Annotated in this window: 27 protein-coding genes and 1 riboswitch; of the genes, 7 read left to right on the forward strand and 20 right to left on the reverse strand. The window is 38.7% G+C overall.

The features are described from left to right. Positions 1-38 precede the first annotated feature (38 nt). Entirely contained in the window at positions 39-1,100 is a 1,062-nt protein-coding gene (dinB, locus tag QM857_RS02605; RefSeq protein WP_414274978.1) for a DNA polymerase IV, read from the forward strand. Positions 1,101-1,136: 36 nt separating this feature from the next. Here dinB and QM857_RS02610 read toward each other — a convergent pair whose 3' ends face one another. Together QM857_RS02610 and QM857_RS02615 are read right to left on the reverse strand one after the other, a co-directional pair. Then, positions 1,137-1,982: an undecaprenyl-diphosphate phosphatase gene (locus QM857_RS02610; protein WP_247912752.1), complete on the reverse strand. Its 846-nt coding sequence runs from the start codon at positions 1,980-1,982 to the stop codon at positions 1,137-1,139. Between the two features lie 61 nt (positions 1,983-2,043). After that, a complete protein-coding gene (locus QM857_RS02615) occupies positions 2,044-3,939 on the reverse strand; it encodes a DUF2207 family protein (RefSeq protein ID WP_414274979.1) in 1,896 nt (631 codons plus the stop codon). Between the two features lie 129 nt (positions 3,940-4,068). Here QM857_RS02615 and QM857_RS02620 point away from each other — a divergent pair, with 129 nt between their 5' ends. Next, positions 4,069-5,634 carry an ABC transporter substrate-binding protein/permease gene (locus QM857_RS02620; RefSeq protein WP_414274980.1) on the forward strand — a complete coding sequence of 522 codons (1,566 nt, stop codon included), beginning with the start codon at positions 4,069-4,071 and terminating at the stop codon, positions 5,632-5,634. Beyond that, complete coding sequence (locus QM857_RS02625; RefSeq protein WP_004251965.1) at positions 5,634-6,374, forward strand: amino acid ABC transporter ATP-binding protein; 741 nt, start codon at positions 5,634-5,636, stop codon at positions 6,372-6,374. Before QM857_RS02620 ends, QM857_RS02625 begins: the two co-directional genes overlap by 1 nt. Positions 6,375-6,458: 84 nt before the next feature. Here QM857_RS02625 and QM857_RS02630 read toward each other — a convergent pair whose 3' ends face one another. From QM857_RS02630 to QM857_RS02690, 13 genes are all read right to left on the reverse strand, one after another. Beyond that, a complete protein-coding gene (locus QM857_RS02630) occupies positions 6,459-6,674 on the reverse strand; it encodes a hypothetical protein (RefSeq protein WP_004251963.1) in 216 nt (71 codons plus the stop codon). Between the two features lie 105 nt (positions 6,675-6,779). Then, entirely contained in the window at positions 6,780-7,676 is an 897-nt protein-coding gene (locus tag QM857_RS02635) for an SPFH domain-containing protein (protein ID WP_414274981.1), read from the reverse strand. 82 nt (positions 7,677-7,758) lie between these two features. Then, positions 7,759-9,009 (reverse strand): threonine ammonia-lyase IlvA, encoded by a 1,251-nt coding sequence (ilvA, locus tag QM857_RS02640; protein ID WP_414274982.1) that lies wholly within the window; start codon positions 9,007-9,009, stop codon positions 7,759-7,761. A gap of 79 nt (positions 9,010-9,088) precedes the next feature. Next, the gene (gene ilvC / locus QM857_RS02645) at positions 9,089-10,111 is read right to left on the reverse strand and encodes a ketol-acid reductoisomerase (RefSeq protein WP_303404186.1); all 1,023 of its coding nucleotides are present in this window, start codon (positions 10,109-10,111) and stop codon (positions 9,089-9,091) included. Positions 10,112-10,281: 170 nt separating this feature from the next. Next, positions 10,282-10,758, reverse strand: a complete 477-nt coding sequence (gene ilvN, locus QM857_RS02650; protein ID WP_004251957.1) for an acetolactate synthase small subunit — start codon at positions 10,756-10,758, stop codon at positions 10,282-10,284. Then, positions 10,751-12,451: an acetolactate synthase large subunit gene (locus QM857_RS02655; protein WP_006152123.1), complete on the reverse strand. Its 1,701-nt coding sequence runs from the start codon at positions 12,449-12,451 to the stop codon at positions 10,751-10,753. The genes ilvN and QM857_RS02655 overlap by 8 nt, the downstream gene beginning before the upstream one ends. Before the next feature lie 204 nt (positions 12,452-12,655). Then, the gene (rplA, locus tag QM857_RS02660) at positions 12,656-13,345 is read right to left on the reverse strand and encodes a 50S ribosomal protein L1 (protein WP_254733615.1); all 690 of its coding nucleotides are present in this window, start codon (positions 13,343-13,345) and stop codon (positions 12,656-12,658) included. Positions 13,346-13,441: 96 nt separating this feature from the next. After that, complete coding sequence (rplK, locus tag QM857_RS02665; protein ID WP_001085808.1) at positions 13,442-13,867, reverse strand: 50S ribosomal protein L11; 426 nt, start codon at positions 13,865-13,867, stop codon at positions 13,442-13,444. Positions 13,868-14,098: 231 nt separating this feature from the next. After that, positions 14,099-14,584 (reverse strand): GNAT family N-acetyltransferase, encoded by a 486-nt coding sequence (locus QM857_RS02670; RefSeq protein WP_414275096.1) that lies wholly within the window; start codon positions 14,582-14,584, stop codon positions 14,099-14,101. Next, on the reverse strand, positions 14,559-14,978 hold the full coding sequence (locus tag QM857_RS02675) for a ParB N-terminal domain-containing protein (protein WP_414274983.1): 420 nt from the start codon (positions 14,976-14,978) through the stop codon (positions 14,559-14,561). Before QM857_RS02675 ends, QM857_RS02670 begins: the two co-directional genes overlap by 26 nt. 27 nt (positions 14,979-15,005) lie before the next feature. Beyond that, on the reverse strand, positions 15,006-15,656 hold the full coding sequence (locus tag QM857_RS02680) for a phosphatase PAP2 family protein (RefSeq protein ID WP_414274984.1): 651 nt from the start codon (positions 15,654-15,656) through the stop codon (positions 15,006-15,008). After that, on the reverse strand, positions 15,646-16,209 hold the full coding sequence (locus QM857_RS02685) for an ECF transporter S component (RefSeq protein ID WP_414274985.1): 564 nt from the start codon (positions 16,207-16,209) through the stop codon (positions 15,646-15,648). Before QM857_RS02685 ends, QM857_RS02680 begins: the two co-directional genes overlap by 11 nt. Before the next feature lie 148 nt (positions 16,210-16,357). Then, positions 16,358-16,592, reverse strand: a riboswitch (FMN riboswitch). A 53-nt stretch (positions 16,593-16,645) separates the two neighbouring features. After that, positions 16,646-17,149, reverse strand: a complete 504-nt coding sequence (locus tag QM857_RS02690) for a tRNA (cytidine(34)-2'-O)-methyltransferase (RefSeq protein WP_414274986.1) — start codon at positions 17,147-17,149, stop codon at positions 16,646-16,648. 424 nt (positions 17,150-17,573) lie between these two features. Here QM857_RS02690 and trkA point away from each other — a divergent pair, with 424 nt between their 5' ends. The 4 genes from trkA to QM857_RS02710 all read left to right on the forward strand — a co-directional run bounded on the left by trkA (position 17,574) and on the right by QM857_RS02710 (position 21,922). Beyond that, the gene (gene trkA, locus QM857_RS02695; RefSeq protein ID WP_414274987.1) at positions 17,574-18,923 is read left to right on the forward strand and encodes a Trk system potassium transporter TrkA; all 1,350 of its coding nucleotides are present in this window, start codon (positions 17,574-17,576) and stop codon (positions 18,921-18,923) included. A 3-nt stretch (positions 18,924-18,926) separates the two neighbouring features. Further along, complete coding sequence (locus QM857_RS02700; RefSeq protein ID WP_414274988.1) at positions 18,927-20,366, forward strand: TrkH family potassium uptake protein; 1,440 nt, start codon at positions 18,927-18,929, stop codon at positions 20,364-20,366. Positions 20,367-20,529: 163 nt separating this feature from the next. After that, positions 20,530-20,949, forward strand: a complete 420-nt coding sequence (locus QM857_RS02705; protein WP_414274989.1) for a hypothetical protein — start codon at positions 20,530-20,532, stop codon at positions 20,947-20,949. A gap of 268 nt (positions 20,950-21,217) precedes the next feature. Beyond that, entirely contained in the window at positions 21,218-21,922 is a 705-nt protein-coding gene (locus QM857_RS02710) for a lysostaphin resistance A-like protein (RefSeq protein WP_414274990.1), read from the forward strand. A 451-nt stretch (positions 21,923-22,373) separates the two neighbouring features. Here the strand turns inward: QM857_RS02710 and QM857_RS02715 are convergent, their stop codons facing one another. The 5 genes from QM857_RS02715 to QM857_RS02735 form a co-directional block, all read right to left on the reverse strand. Then, on the reverse strand, positions 22,374-23,918 hold the full coding sequence (locus QM857_RS02715; RefSeq protein ID WP_414274991.1) for a peptide chain release factor 3: 1,545 nt from the start codon (positions 23,916-23,918) through the stop codon (positions 22,374-22,376). A gap of 184 nt (positions 23,919-24,102) precedes the next feature. Beyond that, positions 24,103-24,423, reverse strand: coding sequence for a hypothetical protein (locus QM857_RS02720; RefSeq protein ID WP_006150410.1), 321 nt, complete (start codon positions 24,421-24,423; stop codon positions 24,103-24,105). Positions 24,424-24,433: 10 nt separating this feature from the next. Next, on the reverse strand, positions 24,434-24,841 hold the full coding sequence (locus QM857_RS02725; RefSeq protein ID WP_414274992.1) for a helix-turn-helix transcriptional regulator: 408 nt from the start codon (positions 24,839-24,841) through the stop codon (positions 24,434-24,436). A 123-nt stretch (positions 24,842-24,964) separates the two neighbouring features. Further along, positions 24,965-25,663 (reverse strand): TIGR02206 family membrane protein, encoded by a 699-nt coding sequence (locus tag QM857_RS02730; protein WP_414274993.1) that lies wholly within the window; start codon positions 25,661-25,663, stop codon positions 24,965-24,967. A 34-nt stretch (positions 25,664-25,697) separates the two neighbouring features. Continuing rightward, positions 25,698-26,372 (reverse strand): TIGR02206 family membrane protein, encoded by a 675-nt coding sequence (locus QM857_RS02735; RefSeq protein ID WP_414274994.1) that lies wholly within the window; start codon positions 26,370-26,372, stop codon positions 25,698-25,700. Between the last annotated feature and the right edge of the window lie 19 nt (positions 26,373-26,391).

A 26,391-nucleotide genomic window follows, 5' to 3' on the forward strand; every position in this document is an offset into this window, starting at 1 on the left:
TAATAAGGCTAGAAAAACTACCAAAGAAAGGCCATTTCATGCTGATATTTCCACTGATGAATGATTTATCCCGTAAAATTATCCATATTGACATGGATGCCTTTTTTGCTGCTGTAGAAATTCGTGACAATCCTAAACTTAAAGGGAAACCTGTTATTATTGGTAGCGACCCTAGGAAAACAGGTGGTCGGGGTGTTGTTTCAACCTGTAGTTATGAAGCCAGAGCATTCGGCATTCACTCAGCTATGAGTTCCAAAGAGGCTTATGAACGCTGTCCTCAAGCTATTTTCATTTCTGGAAACTACGAAAAATATACTACTGTTGGCCAACAGATTCGAGCTATTTTTAAACGATATACTGATAAAATTGAACCCATGAGTATCGACGAAGCTTATCTAGATGTAACTGAAAACAAGCTTGGTATCAAATCTGCTGTTAAAATTGCTCGTTTAATTCAGCAGGATATCTGGAATGAATTACAATTAACAGCTTCTGCTGGTGTATCATACAATAAATTTTTAGCTAAAATGGCAAGTGACTATCAAAAGCCTCGTGGTTTGACAGTCATTCTTCCTGATGAAGCTGAAGATTTTCTCAAACAAATGGATATCGCTAAATTCCACGGTGTGGGCAAGAAAACAGTTGAAAAACTCCATCAAATGGGTGTATATACGGGTACTGACCTTTTAGAAATTTCTGAAATTTCTCTCATTGATCGTTTCGGAAGACTCGGCTTTGATCTATATCGTAAGGCTCGAGGTATAGATAACTCTCCCGTCAAATCAAATCGTATCCGTAAGTCTATTGGTAAAGAAAAAACTTACAGTAAGATTCTAACTCTAGATGAAGATATTAAAAAAGAGCTAACTCTCCTTTCGGAAAAAGTTGCTCTTAGTCTTCAAAAATATGAAAAAAGTGGTAAGATCGTCATTTTGAAAATCCGCTATGCTGATTTTTCTACTTTGACAAAACGAAAAACACTGAATCAACAAACACAAGACTCTGAAGAAATTGCTCAAAGCATTATCCAACTCTATGAAACACTGAGTGATAAAGACAAGGGAGTCCGTTTATTAGGAGTCACTGTGACTGGATTTTAAAAACCTTGAAGGAATCTACCCACAAGGTTTCTTTTCTTATACAAATAATCGAACAAAGCTATAAAGTAGTAACACACTACCAAGTACAATACGGTATTTACCAAACACTGTAAAGTCGTGTTTTTTTACATAGCTGGTCAAGAAACGAATGGCAACCATGCTGACTGCAAAAGCCACTACCATGGCTACCAAGAGCAAGAAGAATTGACCAAAACTCAAGACTTCTCCAGCCTTGATGAATTTAAAAATCTTCAAAGCGCTGGCTCCAAACATAACTGGAATTCCTAGATAGAAGGTAAATTCTGTTACCACTGAACGACTAGTCCCATTCAACAAACCACCTACGATAGTTGCACCTGAACGGCTAGTCCCTGGTAGAAGGGCCAAGACTTGGAAAAGACCGATATACAATGCTGTTTTGTAAGGTAATTTGTCTAACTCAGTAACTGTTGGCTCAATTGCTTGCGCTTTGTTACGTTTTTCAAGATAGATAAAGGCAACCCCATAAACAATCAACATGATGGCTACTGAAACCATATTATGGAAGTGAGTATCAAACCAATCATCAAACTTAAAGACTAGGAGAAGAGGTAGGGTCGCAACAAAAACTTTGGACCATAATTGCCAGGTTCTACGAACTTGAACTTTATCCTTACCTGGTTTGAAAGGATTAAGCTTGTTAAAGTAGATAACCATAACGGCTAAGATTGCACCCAGCTGAATGACTACGTTAAACATAGACATGAAGGCTTCATTTTGATCTTTATACTGGATAAACTCTTCTGCTAAAATCAAGTGACCAGTACTTGAAATCGGCAACCATTCCGTAATTCCTTCAACAATACCAAAAAAGATTGATTTTAAAATTTCAAAAAAATACATAGATTACTCCTTTTTCTATACTCCATTATATCATACTTTTAAAGGCTGTGTTGAGTTTTCTTTAGAAAGCACCAACACTTCCACCACCGCCACCGCCTGAGAAACCACCACCAGAGCTACCGCTTCCGGATGATACAGAAAAGGTACTTGCTGTATTTGCGACCGATGTGTATAGATTGATTTGAGTAGCAGATGTGTGAAATTGTTTATCCCACCCACAAGATACATAAAGATTCATAGCAGCGTTTTCAAGTTGAATATTGTGAAGCTTCATGATTTTATTTACCTTCTTAGCGTATCCATAGAGAGTTGCGTAGACCAAAAGACGATTCCAAACAACAATACTCTCTAGTTCAGCCTTATCAAGATGAGCAATATCCCGAAGCATATTTTCAAAACTTGTCCAGAGATAAAAAACTTCTGCTCCTTCTTCATTTAAGACTCCATCACGAGAAGGTCCTCGAGTTACTAAATGAATCAAACCACTCGCTAGTAAACCAATTAAACCTAAGGAAAGTAAAGGAAGCGAGAAATAGCCATGTGTTCGAAAGCTATAGTAAAAAATGATAAGTCCGACAACACCTGTTACAGCCGAACAGACTTTCATTTTTTTCACAAGATTATTTTCTTTTTCCGTTAAAGGTCGATAATAACTTGGAATTCGTAAAATTTTCACCTTGTCTCGAACACAACTTTGCATGCGTTCAAGTCGTCTCTCAAAGGAACGCTTGAGGTGCATGCCGAATTCTCGAATATGCTTCTCATCAGCTTCCTTAGCTCCATGGAACAAACCAGAAGAAACTTGATATTCAGGGAAAAGGTCTGAAAGAGCCAATTCTTTATTTGTAGAAAGAGTCATCCGCAGGCACTCCTTCTCAAAATTAGACAAACCTTTTTCACTGTTAATTTTGATCCAAGGCTCTTCTTCACCTTGAAAAATGGATAAATGCCCTCGATCGACTAAATCTAACAAGGTTGCTTGGATTAGTTGTTCAAAGGTGAATTTACCAAACTTCTGCTTATTTAGAGGGCTAACTTCCTCTAAGGATGTTGAATAGATTGCTTCTGCCAAAACCATTGGAGGTAGGTCCATTGGGGGTTCGTAAAGACGATGATTCTTTGGATATACCTTTTTAAGAGTCGTATGCTGACGAAATTCTCTATAATAGTAGAACGTTACTAGTAAGAGAGCCATAAAGAAGATTGGAAAAATCCATTTTATCATGACCTTGGCGTGCACTTTATCAGCCTTTATTTCTATCTCAACTCTTTTGAAGTTACTTAAATCATCTTCATTCAACCCTTGACTTGGAGCACTCGAGAAAGCTTCTCTCGGCCAATAGGCATGTAGTTCAACTTGACGTTTTTTAGGAAGATCCTTCATCTTCACCCAGTAGATATCATTGACTTTTTCGACACTTCCCTCATTGAGGAGTTCACCAGTATGGAAAAAGAGTTTCTCTGCCGGACTATCTGAAGTTACTCGAAATTCCAGATCTTTGATATCCCCTGAACTATCTGTCAGTGGTTGCCAATTCAGCTCAGCAATATCCTGATATAAGAAAAGAAGGTTTTTAAGTTGCCAAGTAACAGTCACACGAACAGTATCTCCTGCGTTTCCCGGATTAAAAATGGTGACCTTGTAGCCATCCTCTTCTTCCTTAGTATATGAGAGGACGTCTTGAACAATCTGGCCATTTTTAGATACTAAAACAGTTGGATCGTCATCAATTTCAAATCCCTTCGGCATTTTCCCTGCTTTTCCGAGTCCAATCAATTGACCATTAAAATCATCTTTAAAGTGGTAGGTGATTGTTTCTTTGAAAACCGCTGTATTATCTGCATGAATATTCAAATCACCCTTATAGGACAGAATATCGAAGTCTACTGCAAAAACTAGACGAGGCACAAATAGCAAACAGGTAAATACCAGAGCAAGAAGCCATCTCTTTTTCATTTTACATTCCCTTTCATGTTTTTCACTATTATATCATTTTTTAGAAGTTAAGGTTTACTTGTATTGAAAATCTTACCATTTTTAGATACAATAGAGGGAGCCATTTTTAGACTAGAAATAGGAGAAAACATGAAAAAATTATGCTTATCTATCCTTGCTAGCTTAGCCCTTACTCTAGGACTAGTTAGCCAGGTCCAAGCCGATGAATATTTACGCATCGGAATGGAGGCAGCTTACGCACCATTTAACTGGACTCAAGATGACGACAGTAACGGCGCTGTCAAGATTGATGGAACAAACCAATATGCTAACGGTTACGATGTTCAAATTGCAAAAAAAATCGCTAAAGATCTGGGTAAAGAACCACTCATTGTAAAAACAAAATGGGAAGGACTCGTTCCAGCTCTGACTTCTGGAAAGATTGATATGATTATTGCAGGTATGAGTCCAACCGCTGAACGTAAGCAAGAAATTGCTTTCTCAAGCAGTTACTATACTAGTGAACCAGTACTTTTAGTCAAAAAAGATTCAGCCTATGCAAACGCCAAAACACTAGATGATTTTAAAGATGCAAAAATCACTTCTCAACAAGGGGTTTACCTTTACGACTTGATTTCTCAAATTCCAGGCGCTAAAAAAGAAACTGCCATGGGTGATTTCGCACAAATGCGCCAAGCTCTTGAAGCTGGTGTCATTGACGCTTATGTTTCTGAACGACCAGAAGCCCTAACTGCCGAATCAGCAAATGCAAAATTCAAAATGATTCAGCCTGAACCTGGTTTTAAAACTGGGGAAGAAGATACCTCTATCGCTATCGGTCTTCGTAAGGATGACGAACGTATCAGCCAAATCAATGCTAGCATTGAAACCATCTCTAAAGATGAACAAGTTGCCCTAATGGATCGTATGATTAAAGAGCAACCTGTAGAAGCTACAACTACTGAAGAAAACAGCAGTAATTTCTTTAGACAAGTTGCTAAAATTCTAACTGAAAACTGGCAACAACTCTTGCGTGGTGCCGGAATCACACTTTTAATTTCAATTATCGGTACCATCGTCGGTCTCGTTATTGGTCTTGCTATCGGTGTTTTCCGTACTGCGCCTCAATCTGAAAATCAATTTATCTACGTCATTCAAAATATAGTTGGTTGGATTCTCAATATCTATATTGAAATTTTCCGTGGAACTCCTATGATTGTACAATCTATGGTCATCTACTATGGAACTGCCCAGGCTTTCGGAATTAACCTAGACCGTACTCTCGCTGCTATCTTTATCGTTTCTATCAATACCGGTGCCTACATGACCGAAATCGTTCGTGGTGGTATCCTAGCTGTTGACAAAGGACAATTTGAAGCAGCTACTGCACTTGGTATGACTCATAATCAAACCATGCGTAAGATTGTTTTACCTCAGGTAGTTCGGAATATCCTACCTGCTACTGGTAATGAGTTCGTCATCAACATCAAGGATACTTCTGTATTGAATGTTATCTCTGTTGTAGAACTTTACTTCTCAGGAAATACAGTAGCAACACAAACTTACCAGTACTTCCAAACCTTTACTATTATCGCAGTTATCTACTTTGTCCTCACCTTTACAGTAACACGTATCCTACGCTATATCGAAAAACGGATGGATATGGATACTTACACTACAGGTGCTAACCAAATGCAAACGGAGGATTTGAAATAATGAATCAACCCATTCTTGAAATCAAACACCTCAAAAAATCCTATGGACAAAACGAGGTCCTAAAAGATATCTCCCTTACTATCCATAAAGGAGAAGTTATTTCTATTATCGGTAGTTCTGGTAGTGGTAAATCAACCTTCCTACGTTCGATCAACTTACTTGAAACACCAACTGAAGGTAAAATCCTTTATCACGGTGAAAATGTCCTCGAAAAAGGATATAACCTCACTCACTATCGAGAAAAACTAGGAATGGTCTTCCAGTCCTTCAACCTCTTTGAAAACCTTAACGTGCTTGAAAATACAATCGTTGCCCAAACAACTGTACTCAAACGTGATCGCTCAGAAGCAGAGAAAGTTGCTAAAGAAAACCTTGAAAAAGTTGGCATGGGAGAACGTTACTGGCAAGCCAAACCTAAACAACTTTCTGGTGGGCAAAAGCAGCGTGTTGCTATTGCTCGTGCACTTTCCATGAATCCTGATGCCATTCTCTTTGACGAGCCTACATCAGCCCTTGACCCTGAAATGGTTGGTGAAGTTCTCAAAATCATGCAAGATTTAGCTCAAGAAGGCTTGACCATGATCGTCGTAACCCACGAAATGGAATTTGCTCGCGATGTATCACACCGTGTCATCTTTATGGATAAAGGTGTCATTGCAGAAGAAGGCAAACCAGAAGATCTATTTACTAATCCCAAAGAAGAACGTACAAGAGAATTTTTACAACGCTATCTTCGATAAGAGAAAAGACTGCTATTGCAGTCTTTTTTTATATTCCAAAAAATTAAAAGGCAGATCCTTTTCGAACCTGCCTATATCCAAAGACTAATCTTCAAATTTTTCATGATTTTTATTGTAGAAATCAATTAAGCCGAGTGCTGTTTCAAAGGAAATGTTTTTAACTTTTGCACGTCCTTGAGCCAAAGCAATGATAGACATCTCACGCGCATTCGTTTCCTTAGAAATACGATACCCTGTGATCTTCTTATCACGAACCCAGCTAACAACTGCTTCTACTTTTTCAAAGTTAGACTTAGCCATGTTATTCTCCTATTTTTTTCTTTACGCAACTTCATTCTATATGTTTTTATGGTATTTGTCAATTGAAACACATATATTAATAAAGTTAATGCGTTAAGATTATAATTATTTAGCTTTCAAAGCTGATAATATATGGGTTCGAATATCTTCAACTCCATTAGGATTTGCTGGCAAGAATATTGTATTATTTCCTTGTTTATCTGCAAAATTATTCAATGTATCCAAATACTGATTGGTTAATAGGATTGACATAATTTGTTCTTCAGTTAATTCGACATTGGCTCCTTTTAACTCTTTAATAGAATCAGCAAGTCCATCAACAATTGCTTTCCGCTGCTCTGCGATCCCCACACCATGGAGGCGATCTTTTTCTGCCTCAGCTTCTGCCGCTGTAACGATCTTAATTTTATCTGCTTCAGCCAATTCTTGAGCTGCCACTCTCTTACGTTGGGCAGCATTAATTTCGTTCATTGATTGTTTGACTTCTGCATCCGGCTCAACTTTGGTAATGAGCGTCTTAACGATAATATACCCATACGTTGACATTTCTTCCGCTACTTGTTTTTGAACTTCTAATGCAATTTCATCTTTTTTCTCAAACAATTCATCCAAAGTTAACTTAGGAACAGATGAGCGCAATGCATCTTCAATATAAGATTTGATTTGAGCTTCAGGTCTCATCAATTTATAGTAAGCGTCTGTAACGTTTAACTCATTTACACGATACTGAGTTGCGACATTCATAGTCACAAAAACGTTATCTTGGGTTTTGGTTTCAACCACGATCTCACTTTGTAAAAGGCGTAGCTGCACACGAGCTGCAATTTTGTCAATGCCAAATGGTGCCCGTAGATGAATACCACTATTACTTAACTTTTGATACTTACCAAATCGTTCGATAATTGCAACAGACTGTTGACGAACGACATAAACAGAGCTCACTAACATAGCTCCTACAATAAGCATTAGAATCACTAGAACAAGTAAAACTTTTAAAACCATGGGAATCTCCCCCTTTCTTCACTTACATTATAGCACTCGTATATAGGTTAGGCAAATGATATGATAAAAATTTTATAGGATATTAAACAAGCATATTATATAGAGTTTCATTCCCATTCAAGTTAATATAAGACGGATCAAATTTCTCCATTCGGTGAATCAAGCCCGCATAATCATGCTTGTTAGCAAGAGCAATCCCGATTAAGACTGGTCCTGTTCCCTTGCTAGCACGTTTAATATACTCAAAACGTGTGATGTCGTCATTCGGTCCTAAGATATCATTTACAAACTCACGAAGAGCACCTGGACGTTGTGGGAAGTTTACCACAAAGTAATGCTTGATGCCATCATAAATCAAGGCACGCTCTTCCATCTCTGGCATACGGTTGATATCGTTATTTCCTCCAGAGATGATACAACAAATAGTCTTTCCTTTTATATAATCTGACAGTACTTCCAAGGCCGCCACACTAGCAGCACCTGCAGGCTCAGCTACAATCCCCTGTTTAGAGTAAAGATCTATCAAGGTCTCAGAGATTAAGCCTTCATCCACTCCGATAAGCGTTTCAACATTTTTACGGGTTGCTTCATATGTCAATTGTCCAACCTTCTGCACAGCAATCCCGTCTGCAAACTTATCAATTTCTTTGAGTTTAACCGGACCTCCAGCCTCAAAGGCCGCCTTCATGGAACGAGCTCCGTTGGCTTCTACACCCAGAACTTCAATAGCCGGATTTGTTTCCTTTATATAAGTAGAAACTCCTGCAATGAGTCCTCCACCTCCTACAGGCACCAAAATAGTATCAAAATCAATGGATTCTTTTCGCGCTTCTTCTAAAATTTCATAAGCTACTGTTCCTTGACCAGCTTGAACATAGGGATCATCAAAGGGATCAATAAACGTACGATTTTCAGCAACTGTATAGTCTTGAGCTGCCTTGGCCGAAGCATCAAAGGTATCTCCTACCAATTTGATAGTTACAAAATCTCCACCAAAGAAACGAACCTGACCAATTTTCTGTTGAGGCGTTGTAATTGGCATAAAGATTGTTGCAGGAATTTTCATCTCGTTACAAGTGTAGGCAACACCTTGAGCGTGATTTCCCGCTGATGCGCACACTACACCACGTTCACGTTCTTCCTTAGTCAATTGTGAGATGGCATAATAAGCTCCACGAATTTTAAAAGAGCGGACTCGTTGAGCATTTTCCTTTTTAAGATAAATTTTCGCTCCGTATTTTTCGGATAAATAATGATCGTAGTCAAGTGGTGTATTGGCTACGACACCACTCAGAACCTTGTGGGCCTTCACCACATCTTTTGCACTAAGCATAATCTTCTCCTTGATTCTTTTTCAAGATAAAAAGCGGGTTAGGTACCCCCAACTCGCCTTCTATTTCTATTCTCAAAAATTAGTTGTAGATTTTGAATGCGTCATCGTCGTTTTTACCAACAAATGGCATTGCTTTACGCAATTCTGCACCAACCTTTTCAATTTCAAGGTTAGCTGCTTGTTCACGGTAAGCAGTCAATTTTGGACGTCCAGCTTTGTAGTCGTTCACAAAGTCGTTAGCAAATGTACCATTTTGGATATCAGCAAGAACTGCTTTCATATTTTCTTTCACTTGTTCAGTGATGACACGTGGGCCTGACACGTAGTCACCGTATTCAGCTGTGTTAGAAATTGATTGACGCATTTTCTTGAATCCACCCTCGTAGATCAAGTCAACGATGAGTTTCATTTCGTGAAGCACTTCAAAGTAAGCCAATTCTGGAGCATATCCAGCTTCAGTCAAGACTTCAAAACCAGCTTCAATAAGGGCAGTCAAACCACCACAAAGAACTGCTTGTTCACCAAACAAATCTTCTTCGGTTTCTTCTTTGTAAGTTGTTTCCAAAAGACCAACGCGTGCTGCACCAACACCTTTACACCAGTCCATAGCGATGTTTTTAGCATTTCCTGTTGCATCTTGGTAGACAGCGTAAAGTGCTGGAACACCAAAGCCTTCTTCGTAAGTACGACGTACCAAGTGTCCTGGCCCTTTAGGAGCACACATGAAGACATCTACATCTTCAGGAACTTTGATGAATTCGAAGTGGATGTTAAAACCATGCGCAAATCCAACTGCATTCCCAGCTTCCAAGTTTGGAGCAATTTCTGCTTCGTACAATTCTTGTTGGATTTCGTCTGGTGCCAAAATCATGATAACATCAGCCAATTTAGTTGCTTCTGCTACTGTATAAGTATCAAAACCATCTTCTTTTGCCTTATCAAAAGATTTACCTGGACGAACACCGATGATCACATCGTGACCTGAATCACGCAAGTTTTGAGCATGAGCATGACCTTGTGAACCATAACCGATAACAGCGATTTTTTTACCATCAAGTGCTGCTACTTTCACATCTTTTTCGTATTCCATTTGAACTGCCATAGTTTTTCTCTCTTTTCTATATTTATTGCCTGATAGGCTAGATTAACAAATTTAGGTTGGATTTTTTTACTCAATGAAAATCAAAGAGCAAACTAGGAAGCTAGCTGCAGGCTGTACTTGAGTACGGCAAAGCGACGCTAACGTAGTTTGAATTTGATTTACGAAGAGTATTAATCGCGGGTAAACCCAGTTGCACCCGTACGGGCGATATTCTTGATACCGTATGGTCGAATAACCCGAATCAAAGCTTCACTCTTTTCAGCATTCCCAGTCATCTGAACAGTAATGGAGCTCGGAGCCACATCAACAACAGTTGCGCGGAAAGGCTGGATAATAGCTAAAATTTCTGCTCGCTTCTCAGCTGGTGCTGAGACCTTGATCAGAATCACTTCACGCTCGAGGTGCGGTTTATCTGTGATATCACGGACACGAATAACGTCGACCTGACGGTTGAGTTGTTTGATGATTTGCTCCACTTCATCGTGAGATGCAACATCAATGATAATGGTAATTCTAGACACATTAGGATTTTCTGTCGCCCCTACCGAGATACTCTCAATATTGACTTGGCGTCTAGACAAGACACCGGTAAAGCGATTGAGAACTCCTGACCGGTTTTGAAGTTTGGCTGTTAACATTCTACGCATTAAACTTCACCCCCAACATCTCATGATTACTCTTACCAGCTGGTACCATCGGTAAAACATGCTCTTTACGAGAAATATCTACCTCGATAAACATTGGTACATCTTCCAAGATGACTTCCAAATCCTTTTCTAAGGTTTCAGGATTATCAAATTTATAATTCTTAATTCCATAGGCTTGAGCCATCAATTGGAAATCTGGGAGGCTATCAAAGACTGACTCTGATGTTCGCCCATCGTAGAAGGCTTCTTGCCATTGACGAACCATCCCAAGTGAATGGTTATTAAGCATGATGACCTTGATTGGAATCTTGTAGATGTTCAAGATTGCCAATTCCTGATTGGTCATTTGGAAACCACCATCACCGACAAAGAGCACGACCTCCTTATCTGGGTTAGCAATTTTTGCTCCAATGGCTGCAGGAACTCCAAATCCCATGGTTCCTAGACCACCTGATGTTACGAGTTGTCGCTCGTTTTGATAAGGGTAGTATTGAGCCGTCCACATTTGGTGTTGTCCAACGTCTGTTACGACAATAGCATCACCCTTAGTCAATTCGCCTATACGTTCAATAACTGCTTGTGGTTGGACGACACGTTCCTTCTTATCATAAGAACGAACACGATTCTTATCTTTGGTAACTTTTTCAATCCATTTTTCAGTATTGTTACGAACGATTGGCTCCGCTAGTAACTGCTGCAATGCTTTTTTCGCATCACCAACAACCGGGATATCAACAGCGATAATCTTACCAATCTCTGCTGGATCGATATCAATATGCGCAACTTTGGCATTCTTCGCAAATGTCTTAGGATTACCAGTCAAACGGTCGTCAAAACGACACCCAATCGAAATCATAAAATCAGCTTCAGTCATTGCGATATTGGCTGCAAAGGAACCATGCATCCCACCCATCCCCAAAAACAGTGGATGGCTAGTTGCAATTGTTCCCTGTCCCAAAAGACTGGTAACAACAGGAATTTGATAACGCTCTGCAAATTCATTTAACTCCGCTGCAGCCTCTGCATAGCTAATTCCACCACCAGCTAACAAAACTGGCTTCTTAGCCTTAGAGAGTTGCTTCAAGATCTTCTTGATTTGCATCTCATTAGGTTCTAGAGTTGGTTGATAACTTGGTAAATCTATTTCTGAAGAATAGACAAAGTCCGTTTCAAGAGCAGAAACATCTTTTGGCAAGTCAATAACAACTGGTCCTGGACGACCGGTAGTCGCAATGTGCACTGCCTCTGTAATCACACGTGGAATATCTGCCGTCTCACGAACCTGATAGTTGTACTTGGTAATTGGCATGGTAATACCAACAATATCTGCTTCTTGGAAAGCATCCTTACCGATTCCCGCTCTTGCTACCTGACCCGTGAAGACCAAAAGGGGAACACTGTCACTCATAGCATCTGCAATACCAGTAATGGCATTGGTAGCTCCTGGTCCACTTGTGACGACTGCGACACCAAGTTTCCCTGTTGACTTAGCATAACCTTCTGCTTCATGAAGACAACCTTGTTCATGGCGACCTAGAATATGGCGGATACCTTTAAAATTATAAATAGCATCATATAAAGGCAATACAGCCCCGCCTGGATAACCAAAAATCGTATCGATTCCTAGGTCACGGAGCGTTTCCAAAACGAGTTCCGAACCTGACTTTGGTGAGTCTAAAATGATTTTCTCCATCGTTCCCCTTTCTCTTCTCAATAAAATGACTTGTTTCTATAATACCATTTTTTCAAAAATTTTCAAGACAAAAGAAACAATTTTCTGAATTTTCTATCTAGATACTTTACAATATCAAATAGATTAGAAAGTTTATACGTATTTTTACCTTTTAATAGAAAAAAGGTTGAGACAAGATGTCTCAACCTTTCGATTATTTACTGATTAAAGTGAGTTAACGTCAACCTTGATACCAACACCTTGAGTAGTTGTGATTGTCAAGCTTGTTACGTAAGTTCCTTTTGCTGTAGCTGGTTTAGATTTTTGGATTGTTTCGTTGAATGCTTTGAAGTTTTCAACTAACTTGTCAGCTTCAAATGAAACTTTACCGATGATAGCTTGTACGATACCTGCACGGTCAGCACGGTATGTGATTTTACCACCTTTAGACTCTTCAACTGCTTTAGCAACATCCATTGTTACAGTACCAGTTTTAGGGTTTGGCATCAAGTTACGTGGTCCAAGGACACGTCCAAGACGTCCAACAAGAGCCATCATGTCAGGTGTAGCGATAACTACGTCGAAGTCCAACCAACCGTCGTTGATTTTAGCAACAAGGTCGTCTTCACCAACGAAGTCTGCACCAGCAGCTTTAGCTTCTTCAGCTTTTGCACCACGTGCAAATACAAGAACGCGAGCTGTTTTACCAGTACCGTTTGGCAATACCATTGCTCCACGGATTTGTTGATCAGCTTTTTTCACGTCGATGTTCAAGTTGTATGCAACTTCTACAGTTGCGTCAAATTTTGCAAAGTTAGTTTCTTTTGCAAGAGCTACAGCTTCTTCTACGCTGTATGCTTTTGTGCTGTCGATTTTCTCAAGAGCAGCACGAAGTTGTTTGCTTTTTTTAGCCATTTTCTATTCTCCTTGTAAGTGGTTCAATCGATTTTCATCTCCCACGTCACTTCTCGAAATGATGAAGTCTTGCGGGTTATATAGGGAAGTTATTGATTAGTCAACAACAGTGAATCCCATAGAACGAGCAGTACCTTCGATCATACGCATTGCAGACTCAATGTTTGCAGCGTTCAAATCTGGCATCTTAGTTTCTGCAATTTCTTGTACTTGTGCACGAGTAACTGTAGCAACTTTAGTTTTGTTAGGTGTACCTGATCCTTTTTCAACACCTGCAGCTTTTTTCAAAAGAACAGCAGCTGGTGGTGTTTTAGTAACGAAAGTAAATGATTTATCTTCGTATACTGAGATAACAACTGGAATGATCATACCAGCTTGATCAGCTGTACGAGCGTTGAACTCTTTTGTGAATCCCATGATGTTGATACCAGCTTGACCAAGAGCAGGTCCAACCGGTGGAGCTGGTGTAGCTTTACCAGCAGGGATTTGCAATTTTACAAGTTTTTCGACTTTTTTAGCCATTTTTAAATCCTCCTTTGTGGTTTTGGCGGTAATTTAGAGATTTTTACCTCCCACAAGTATGTTTTACACATACCCTACTATTATACACTAATCTATCTCAAATGCAAGAGAAAAATCCTATTTTTAGAGAAATTTTATTGCTGAATTTGGCTATTATTTCTTTCGTGAAAGAGTTCTGAACTACAAACAAAAAACCGCTCTGTTTTGAGCGATTATAAGAAATAATAAAGTTTAGTAGGAATCCAGTTTTAAGAGCAGGCTTTTCCCTTTTTCAGTACTTCCACTTTCCACAAATCCAAGGGACTCAAAACATCTTCTAGAAATCCGATTAAAAGTGTAGATTTCCTGAACTTTCAACTGTTTCCACCCCTTTTGCTGGGCTAGATCAATTAAAGCCCTTAAAACCTTGCGTCCAATACCTTGATGCTGATAAGCTGGATTGCCAATCACAATAGGAATATTCTCCTGAGATAAGGTTACATCCCCAATTGGAAGCCACTCTCCCTTTTCTCGAAACTCAATCCAGAACAAATCCCCGTGACTCTCTAAATAGGAATACATAGCATTTAATCTTTCCGAACTATAAGGTATTCTAATACCGTCTACAAGTTCCACCAAATCCACATCTTGATACCAGGCCAAAGCTGCATCATGATGATCTGCTAAAAAATAGGGAACTAAACGTAAGGAATCATCTATCTGAATGATTTTTGTCATCATTTTCTACTCCTAATACTAGCTCCACTGCTTGATTAAAACCATCACACCAGTTGTACCATTTTGCTTCATACTCATCTTGGGTTAAGATACGATTTTTTAGATCTAAAATAGAATAAATCTTTCTTTCCTCGCAAGCTTGCGCATAGAGATGATATATTTCATCACCACCATCTTTATCCCACTCAGCAGAAATCGTATCTTGACCTGTCAACAAAGCTTGGTAAGCTCTGTGATGCCCATCTGTAATCAGCAAGCGATCTCCAAATGCAAGAACACTGATTGGATTAATACTTTGCTTTTCTACCGACTGATAAAGCATCTGAATCTCTTGCAACTTCTTTTCTGATAAGTATAGTTGAGTCGGATGAAGATCTTTTATCTTGACTTCCATTTTTATCTCCTCAAGAAGGGCTAAACCCTACTTTTGCTTGCCTGTAAAGCGCCATTGAAAGCGAAGTTTGTCATAAAATGGAAATTCAATGAATAGAATTCCAAGACCCAGACAGAGACTGGCAAGAACATCTGATGGGTAATGAACTCCCAGATAGACTCTGGAAATGATTACACTTACTAGATAGATTCCCAGTAAAATCTGAAGAATGAGCTTTACAGTCCTATCTTTCACTCTCTGTCCCACAATGATAATTAGAGAACCGATTAAGAGGGTTACTGCTAGCGAGTGACCACTAGGGAAAGAAAAACCCTCTTCTTCGACCAAGTGTAAAATTTTAGGTCGCGGACGTTGATAGAGGTGTTTTAAGGACACAATTAAAATTCCAGCCAAACTAAGATTGCCAGCTACTAAAAGGCTTTCTGACTTCCACTTTTTCAGATAAAAAATAACAGTCAATAGAATTGCCCAAGAAATAACGATTGGTAAGTCAATCAGACGAGTAATCCCACGAAAGATAGTTGTCAATATAGCTGGTAAATCTCCACGGATTGCTGTCTGGATAGACGAATCAAATGGTATCAATTGTTCTGGATAAAACTTAACGACATAACCCAGAATTACAAATAGTAAAAGGGCAAAAGAGCCCTTTGTTAAATATGTTTGTTTATCTTTCATAGTATTTCAAAGTTGGTTTCAAGAGGACAAATAATAACCAGAATGAGATGGCAAAGATGACTCCTTCAATCAAATTAAATGGTAAGACCATTGCCAACAAGTAATTACTAAGTCCTAGAATATTCTCTATATCGAAGTTAGCAAATTTTGCGTACAAAGGTACAGCATAAACGTAGTTTAGAACTAACATGGCTAAAGTAAGACCAATCGTCCCTGCTAATGAAGCTAGGACAAAACGCATGGTTGTACGCTCTTTTTTCCAAATCAGACCAAAAGCAAGAACAAAGACTCCTAAGGCTACGATATTCATCGGCAAACCAATGTAGGTACTAACTCCTTGGTTGTTCAGAAGGATTTTCAGCAAGGACCGAAGGAATAGTACTCCTAAAGCCGCTGGTAAATCCAAGACTACCAAACCTACAAGAACTGGTAAGATACTGAACTCAATCCTTAAAAAGGATGCTGCTGGTAGAAGCGGAAAGTCAAAGTACATCAACACAAATGAAAGTGCTGATAAAATTGCAATGGTCGAAAGTCGACGTGTGTTTGTCATAACAGGTTCCTCCAATTTTCTATAAAATCAGAAGAAGTTGGAAAGTTTCTCTCTATCTACTCTCTTAACTATCTCAAAAAATAACCTAAGCTTACAAAGAAACTGGTTTTATTTCTATTATAATGAAGCAGAATAGACAAAGCTATCCTTTCGTCTTCTCCCATCCAGACTATACTGTCGGTTGTGGAATCTCACCACATCAGCTTGCGCTCGCGGACTTCTTTTAGAGTAAGGAAATGGAGATTTTTCTTTTAGACTAGGCGACAAGCTGTAGGCATAACTTTTGATTAGGCAAAGCTTGGCAACAAAGTATAAAAGGAAAAGAACATTTCCGTGTAAAAGTCACCGCCGGTCGGGAATTACACCCAGCCCTGAAGACTCCTTTATGATAACAAAAAAAGCTTGCAAGCGCAAGCATTTTATCTCTTATCAGTGTTTATTTCAACTTATCCGTTTCGTAAGTATGAACCAGTTCGAGACCCGCAAAATTTTGTTGACGAAGGGCTTCATAGACTATCATACATACAGTATTGGATACATTGAGACTACGGACATGTTCATCATTCATAGGAATTCTGAAAGCTTTTTCAGGATGTTCCCGCATAAATTCCTCAGGCAAACCTTTATCTTCACGTCCAAAAAGAAAATAATGGTTTCCTTCTATCGTGAAGTCAGCATCTGAATAAACCTTTTCTGCAAACTTGGAAATCAAGTAGAGTTGACCATCCATTTTTTTCATAAATTCATCTAAACTATCATAAAAATAGATCTCAAGTTTGTCCCAATAGTCTAGCCCGGCTCGCTTCATTTTACGATCGTCAATAGGAAATCCCATCGGTTTGATAATATGAAGGGACGCATTCGTCGCCGCACAGGTTCGTGCAATATTTCCTGTATTTTGTGGAATTTGTGGTTCAAACAATACAATATGATTGGCCATGCCTTGCTTCCTCTCACTAGTGCAAAAAAATAGCCACACTGCCCGGAGTCAAGCTCAGCAAACAGCGTGGTTAAGGCATCGTTAACTTACCTCACAACAGGTTTGAAGTAAATCAGCGAAACTACTTTTTTAGTATAACACTTTCAGCCTGATTGTCAATAGAAATGACTTGATTTTTTCATTTTTTTTACAAGCATATTTACAAAAGTTGAAATTTCAACTTTCAGCAAGCAATATCATAGAATTTACATAGATTGAGAATTTTCGGAACAAGTTTTTTCATAAACATATAATGTTTAAAGCAAAATATTTGTTCGAATTCCCCCAATCCCTTTATTAAAGAAGGAAACAGTCGGTTGTTGAGTGCATTTTTTTCTAAAAAAAGGTATGATAAAGACATATTGAAAAAGTAGGTTAACTAACTATGAAGATTATTCTTGTCGGAGGGGGAAAAGTAGGTTCTGCCCTCTGTCGTTCACTTGTTGCTGACAACCATGATGTTGTCTTAATTGAACAGAACGAAACTGTTCTAAAATACTTGACCAGCCGTTTTGATATTATGGGAATCGCAGGTAACGGAGCTGACTTTGCAATGTTAGAAGCAGCCAATGTTCAAGATTGTGATATTTTCATTGCCATGACTCAATACGACGAGGTCAATATGGTTTCGGCTGTTTTAGCCAAAAAAATGGGAGCAAAGGAAACCATTGTTCGTGTACGCAATCCTGAATATTCCAACCCTTACTTTAAAGAAAAAAATATTCTTGGATTTTCAGTCATTGTAAACCCAGAACTCCTAGCAGCTCGTGCTATCGCTAATATTATAGACTTCCCCAATGCTCTTTCTGTTGAGCGTTTTGCAGGCGGATTGGTCAGTTTGATGGAATTTAAAGTTCGAAATAATAGCAATATTTGTCAGATGTCTATTGCAGATTTTCGTAAAAAGTTTGGTAATGTTATTGTCTGTGCTATCGAACGCGACCACAAACTCATGATTCCTAGTGGAGATATGATTTTAGAAGATAAAGACCGTATCTTTGTGACAGGACATCGTGTCGATATGATGCTCTTCCACAACTATATTAAGTCCAGAGTTGTTAAGAGTTTACTCATCATAGGAGCTGGGAAAATTGCTTACTATCTCTTAGGTATGTTAAAAGACAGTCGTATCGATACCAAGGTTATTGAGGTCAATCCTGAAAGAGCTGCCTTTTTCAGCGAAAAATTTCCTAAACTCTATATAGTCCAAGGTGATGGAACAACTAAGGACACCCTCTTAGAAGAAAGTGCTCAAAACTACGATGCCGTTGCCACTTTGACAGGAGTCGATGAGGAAAATATCATTACCTCTATGTTCTTGGACAACATAGGTGTTCAGAAAAATATTACTAAGGTAAACCGAACAAGCCTATTGGAAATCATTCATGCGACAGATTTCTCAAGTATCATCACCCCTAAAACAATCGCTGTTGATACCATTATGCACTTTATCCATGGTCGTGTAAATGCGCAATATTCTGACCTTCAAGCTATGCACCATCTAGCAAATGGACAGGTAGAAACTCTTCAATTCCTGATCAAGGAAGCCAATAAAATGACTGGCAAGCCTTTATCTCAATTGAAGCTCAAAAAGGATGTCTTGATTGCTGCTATTATCCGCAATGGAAAAACGATCTTCCCAACAGGAGAAGATACCCTCCAAGTCGGTGATAAGCTTGTGGTTATCACTTTGCTATCAAACATCACCAAGATTTATGATTTGTTAGAGAGGTAAGCTATGAATAGAAGTATGGTACGCTTTCTTCTTGCAAAGCTACTCTTGATTGAAGCTGGGCTACTTTTAGTTCCGGTTGGCATTGCTCTTTACTATCGAGAATCTAGTCAAGTTTTTACAGCTCTTTTCTCTACCATCGGGATTCTTGTTGTCCTAGGTCTTATCGGAATCATCAAAAAGCCTAAAAAACAACGCATCTATGCCAAAGAAGGAGTCTTAATTGTTGCCCTATGTTGGATCCTCTGGTCTTTCTTTGGCTCCCTTCCCTTTGTCTTTTCAGGTCAAATCCCCAATTTTATCGATGCCTTCTTCGAAACTAGTTCCGGCTTCACTACTACGGGAGCAACTATCTTAAATGACGTTTCTGTCTTAAGCCGTTCTCTTCTATTTTGGCGGAGCTTCACCCACCTCATTGGAGGGATGGGGGTGCTAGTTTTTGCCCTAGCTATTATGGACAATGCTAAAAACAGCCACTTAGAGGTTATGAAGGCCGAGGTTCCTGGACCAGTATTTGGTAAGGTTGTGTCTAAACTAAAAAATACAGCACAAATCCTCTACATCCTGTATCTGGCAATGTTCGCCCTCTTTGTAGTGATTTATTATCTTGCCGGTATGCCACTCTACGATAGTTTTGTCATCGCTATGGGAACTGCTGGGACTGGTGGTTTCACGGTTTACAATGATGGAATCGCCCACTATAATAGTTCTCTCATTACCTATCTGACGAGTGTTGGGGTCTTGATGTTTGGTGTCAATTTCAACCTCTACTACTATCTCATGCTTCGTCGAGTCAAGGAATTCTTTTTCGATGAGGAGCTTCGTGCTTATCTCTTGATTGTCGTCGTTTCTACCGGCTTAATTACTCTCAATACACTCCACCTTTATAGTGGCGTTTCACAAAGTTTTGAGATGGCCTTCTTCCAAGTTTCTAACATCATTACGACAACTGGTTTCGGTTACGGAAACATAACCAATTGGCCTTTATTTTCACAATATATTTTACTGATGCTGATGGCGATTGGTGGTTCTGCCGGATCTACTGCTGGTGGTCTCAAAGTGATGCGTGGAGTTATTCTAGCTAAAATTGCTAAAAATCAATTTTTGTCTACCATATCCCCTCACCGTGTTTTAACTCTCCATGTTAACCAAACGGTCATTGATAAGGATACCCAGCACAAGATTCTCAAGTACTTTGTAGTTTACGTCATGATTCTACTCAGCTTAATGTTCATTATCAGTTTAGATGCTGACAATTTAATGATTGTTACGAGTGCCGTTTTCAGTTGCTTTAACAATATCGGCCCAATTCTCGGAACAACTGCAAGTTTCTCAATTTTTAGTCCATTTTCAAAACTCCTCCTATCCTTTGCAATGATTGCAGGACGTCTTGAAATTTATCCAATCATATTACTCTTTATGAAGCGAACCTGGTCTAAGCGTTAGCAATGTTATTATCAAAAAGCACATCCCTCAAAAAATGAGGGATGTTTTTTCTGTTGATAAGATTTTTAAAAGACAGTTGAGAGTCAAAAAATAACACTTGAGAAAATGATGATTTTTCATGAATCATTTTAGTTATAATTTTAAAAAAACGTAGGGGTTTTATATGGAAAAAATGAACAAATCAATCCAACTTCTTTTATTGATTTCCTTGGTCTACTTAGGCTGCTGTAGTTGCTTAGCTTGGCCTGGTATTGCTTTAACACTCAAACAATCCTGCTTTTACTTTTTACTCCTCTTAATGTTATTAGCAGGTATCTGTACATTTATCCACTATCTTTCAGTTCATAATCATGTGAGTAGTCATTTTCGCAATCCTAGCCGCTCTTTCTTTTTATTGTATAGTAGTATGGTTATCATTAACCTTACCGGAGTAAGTCTTATCTTATTTGAAAACATAAGTACTGAAACTCTACTACAAAAGGAAATCGTGGACTTATTGCTAATCTCCTTCTTCTTCCTTTTCGGACTTGATATCGCTACCTTTTCTGCCTTTAAACAAATGGAACAAATTGCCAACTCATAAAAAGAGAGGAAAACTAACTATCCTCACCTGTTTTAGTTTATTTTTTCTGCACAATCCTTTAACAATACTGTCTGTCGGCTTCTATATCCTCTTGGGAGCTAGCTTTCTCAATTTTTTATTTCCTAAAACCTTAAGACAAGATTTATCCTTCTATAGTCATTTAATTCGAAACATCTTACTTGTTTTATCTACACTTATGTTCTGGTAATTAATAGAATTCCTATCAGAAGTATGCTATAATGAAATAAATTTTTTAGGAGATATATGAATGAATTTTTTTAAAGATTATCGTAAACGATTGATTTGGCTAGGAATCTTTCTTGTCGCTATGTGCCTATCGCAAGTTCCTATCGTAACTTTAATGTTACTTCAAAAAACTCAACTTGGATCTATCTGGTCATCTCTAATAGTGGGGCTTGTCTCTACCGCTATTGTTACACTCTTTTTATATGGTGCTCACAAAAGTAAGTTATTAAACCTAAAATCGAAACTCTTTACTATTAATGACGCCCCTCGAATCGCTCTTAGTTATGTAGCCGTTGTCGCTGGAAATATGATTGGTGCGATTTGGTTGCAACTTCTGAAGCAAACAACTACTTCAAATCAAGAGGCTATCAATAGCATCATGTCAGAAAGCTCTCTAATTTCCAGCATTTTCGTGGTTGCAATAGTGGCACCTATTTGTGAGGAAGTTATCTGTCGAGGTATCATCCCTACTAAACTCTTCGAAGGATACGAGAAAATTGGATATATTTTCGGTTGGTTTCTCTTCACTATAGCCCATATACCAAATAATCTTCCTTCTTTCTTGATCTATGGCTGGATGTCTGCCGTCCTAACTTGGACTGCTTATCGCACCAAACGTCTAGAGATGTCTATCTTCCTCCATTTAGTAATTAATGGAGTCAGCATTCTATTGCTTATCCTCCTTACATTCCTTATCAAGGTTGTTAGTATAGATGCCATTCAATAAATGAAGGTTCCACTACTAATATAATTTAAAATAAAAAGACTAGAAATCTATCTAATTTCTAGTCTTTTTTGTCTATTTAAGAACGAAACACAAATTAGGTGCGAGAAGTTACAATACGGAGATAGTGACAGTAAGCTAGTCCACTCCTAAATATTACGACATGAAGAGGCGAAAACGATTATTTTTCGCCGATGAGTTAGTGAGGCAGTTAGCTAATCCACTTTTTAACTGTTACGACGAAAAAGTCCACGAATCGATACCATCCGTGGACTTTTCCTAGTGAAACGTTTAGGTGAACTGCCATAACTGTTACCGTTTATTAGATTACGACACGGAGTTTGGCAAATCGATTATATTTGCCAAACGTAGTTAGTAAGGCAGTTAGCTAGTTCGCCGAATAGCGGCTAGCGTCCAACAATTAAGAACTTTAGTTCCAATTGTTGGTACTGAGTTACATCTTTTCCTCTAACTCCACATCTGGATACTTGTCCGCAAACCAGCGGAGAGCAAAGTCATTTTCGAAAAGGAAGACAGGTTGGTCAAAGCGGTCTTTAGCCAAGATGTTTCGACTTGAAGACATACGCTCATCTAAGTCTTCTGGTTTGATCCAACGAACGGTCTTTTTACCCATTGGGCTCATGACCACTTCGGCATTGTACTCATTTTCCATACGGTGTTTAAAGACTTCGAACTGGAGTTGTCCAACAGCACCTAGCATGTACTCGCCTGTTTGGTAGTTGGTATAAAGCTGAATGGCTCCTTCTTGCACCAATTGCTCAATCCCCTTGTGGAAGGATTTTTGCTTCATGACATTCTTAGCAGATACCTTCATGAAGATTTCAGGGGTAAAGGTTGGCAAGGGTTCAAACTCAAACTTGTTTTTGCCAACAGTCAGCGTATCTCCAACCTGGTAGGTACCTGTATCATAAACCCCGATGATATCTCCAGCTACGGCATTGGTCACATTTTCACGACTTTCAGCCATAAACTGGGTGACATTAGAAAGTTTAGCTCCCTTACCAGTACGAGGGAGATTGACACTCATACCACGCTCAAATTCTCCCGATACAATACGGACAAAAGCGATGCGGTCACGGTGGCGAGGATCCATGTTGGCTTGGATTTTAAAGACAAAACCTGAGAAGTCCTTGTCATAAGGATCGACAAGTTCACCGTCTGTTTTCTTGTGTCCATGGGGTTCTGGAGCAAACTTGAGGAAGGTTTCAAGGAAGGTCTGCACCCCAAAGTTAGTCAAAGCTGAGCCGAAGAAGACCGGTGTCAAGTCACCTGCAAGAATGGCTTCCTCTGAGAATTCATTCCCTGCTTCATTCAGGAGTTCGATATCTTCTTTTACTTGCTCATAGAATGGGTTGCTAGCAAAGAGCTTATCCCCATCTTCTAGGCTGGCAAAACGTTCATCCCCTTTATAAAGTTCTAAACGTTGGTTATAAAGGTCATAAAGTCCTTCAAAGGCTTTCCCCATCCCGATCGGCCAGTTCATCGGGTAACTTGCAATACCAAGAACTTCTTCCAATTCCTGCAAGAGGTCTAGTGGCTCACGACCGTCACGGTCCAGCTTGTTCATAAAGGTAAAGACTGGAATTCCGCGGTGTTTAACAACCTCAAACAATTTCTTAGTTTGGGCCTCGATACCCTTGGCAGAGTCCACGACCATGACCGCAGCATCCACCGCCATCAATGTCCGATAGGTATCTTCTGAGAAGTCCTCGTGCCCTGGTGTGTCAAGGATATTCACGCGCTTGCCATCGTAGTCAAACTGCATAACTGATGAGGTTACCGAAATTCCACGTTGTTTCTCGATATCCATCCAGTCAGACTTGGCAAAGTTTCCTGTTTTCTTCCCTTTTACAGTACCTGCCTCACGAATCTCTCCCCCAAAGTAGAGCAATTGCTCTGTAATAGTCGTTTTACCAGCATCCGGGTGGGAGATGATGGCAAAGGTACGGCGTTTCTTAATTTCTTCTTGAATGTTCATAAGTTCTCTTTCTTTGATTATAAGATAATAGTGAATGTTTGTATGTGTTTCTTATTTCTACATTGGACTCTAACATTCCTTTCAACACTCCATTATATCGGATTTAGCCTTTTTTTTCAAATATCTAAAGAATAAAAAATCGCTCTATTCGAGCGATTCTATCTTTTTATTTGAATGTATTTTATTAGATATTAACAATAAAGCTACTGAAAAGAAAAATTGCGAAAATGATGTTCAAAATCAATAAATAAAGTAGGCGTTTTTTTCTATTTTCCAGTTCTTCTTGTTCTTCAATTTCCATTGAATAAATAGCTTTATTCCGCGTCAATAGATAGAGCAATAACCCTTCACCTCTTTGTCCACCTGCTGTTAAGAGCCCCCAGAATTTAGGGTGTCTCATCCCACGAATCGAAGCATCTAATTCAACCAATTTAAACAATTGATAAACGAACATCCCATTTGTCACTACAAGTAAACAAATCAAAGTCAATACATACCAAGTCATGATAAACCTCCTATATTTTACTAATAATCTGCACTAATATATAGCCTGTTGTACTAATGACAAGTGTTACAGCTAACAAGGTTAGCAGGTAACTTTTCGATATTGGAATAATAAAAATAAAGAAGAGAAATAGCAAGCAAATATTACATAAAAAAGCTAGTAAAATCTTGCGATTACTCTTAACAGTATTGGTTGAATCTTCCAAATGCTGAATCATGCTCTCATCTCCTTTCAACAATTCATCCAAGCTAACTTGGTACAAGTCGCTTAGTTGTAAAACATATAAAATATCCGGATAAAATTTTTCTGTTTCCCAATTTGAAATAGTCTGTCTCGATACATTTAATTTCTCTGCAACACTTTCCTGTGTCATACTACACATTAGTCGAGCTTCTTTTAATTTTTTTCCAATTTCCATCTCTTTTCTCCTTGTTTTTATATCTACATTTTACTCTTTTCCTGTCTAAAATCTAGCAAAATTTTTTTACATCGGCAAAAAATAACCAAAAATCCTGTCAAATTATCTTGACAGGAGTGTAAATTATGAGTTGATTTGTTTTTTGTTAAAATTTAATTGTTTTTCCCAGCGTTTCTTAAACAAGATATCAAAGAGAACTAAAGCCGAAGAAAGAATGATTGAAACCAGAAGATACTTTATCCATATAGGAGCATCTGGAATAAAAGGCGTGGTATTCAAAAGCCCATAATTTCCACCTGTCACTTGATTGACTCCAACTAGAAAAAGATTAAGAACAAAAGTATAAGCGATGATTCGATACTTTTTCAGCAAGGTCTTATCGTAGTGATTCATGAGATAGACCAGGGAATTGACCAAAAGGGCATAATGACCAATGAGAAAAGAAAAACTGGTAATATGCGGGAAGTCATAGGGGTCAAAAACAGGGTAGCCCAAGGCAAATACTGCTCCACTGGCTCCCATAAGGGCAAAATACTGCTTGGTTTTCCATTTATCTGGCAAGAATACTACTGCAAACATGGCCAAGCGGCAATGGTAAAGAGGCAGACTATTTGAAAATGGAATGCTAAAACCTATATACCAAGCGTAAAGAGCTAGCAGTTGCGCAATTTGAATCCACTTAAACAATCGAACAAATTTGGGATTTTTGTAGTAAGTAAGGGACCCATATATAGATAGTGCAAGAAGGCCTATCATAACTCCATACCAAAAAATCGGAATAGGCGGTGGCGTCGTTTGGGTTCTTGTAATAAAATGATGCATAAAGTCTCCTTAAGGTAACGAATTCAGTTGTATATTAACTATTCTTATGTTTATATTTAACGAGTTGATTGATAAGGATGAGAATACCTATCATCAAACTGGTTACTATCAAATAGTTAAGCAAACTACCATGATCCCCAATCACAGGTGGCTTGCTCATAAAGCCATAATTTCCTCCTGTCAAGAGGTTGGCAAGAAAGATAATAGCATTGACTCCAAAAGTCATCTGGCATATTTTCCAAGTATCCCCTTTTTCAACTTTATAATATCTAACAAGATAAATCAAGCAGTTAGCCAAGAGGGCCCAGTGTCCAAAAACATTGTTCACAGACGAAACATGAGGGAAAGGAAAAGGATAAAAGACTGGATAAACTAAAGCCATGATAGAACCAAAAACTCCCACTAAGGCAAAATATTGCTTGAAAAAGGTCTTATTAGGGGCAAAAAGAATTATCCACATAGCCATGCGACTATGGTAAAAAGGGAGAGCCTCAGATAGGGGCAGGCGTGCAGCAATATACCAAGCGTTGATAATGAGCAACTGAATCAATTGTCCCCAATACCAAAAGTTTCTGTAACCTTTAGATGATGCGAAACGAATCGATAAAACAGCTATGATTACCAAAGAAGTAGGTAATAAAAAGTACCAGGCTCCCAAATGAGGAGGAACTGTCTTTTTACTGGTAAAAAGCAACTCCCAAAGCGTCATATGTCATCCTTAACGTGTT

The sequence above is a fragment of the Streptococcus infantis genome, assembly GCF_047463315.1.
GTDB lineage: Bacteria > Bacillota > Bacilli > Lactobacillales > Streptococcaceae > Streptococcus > Streptococcus infantis_AB.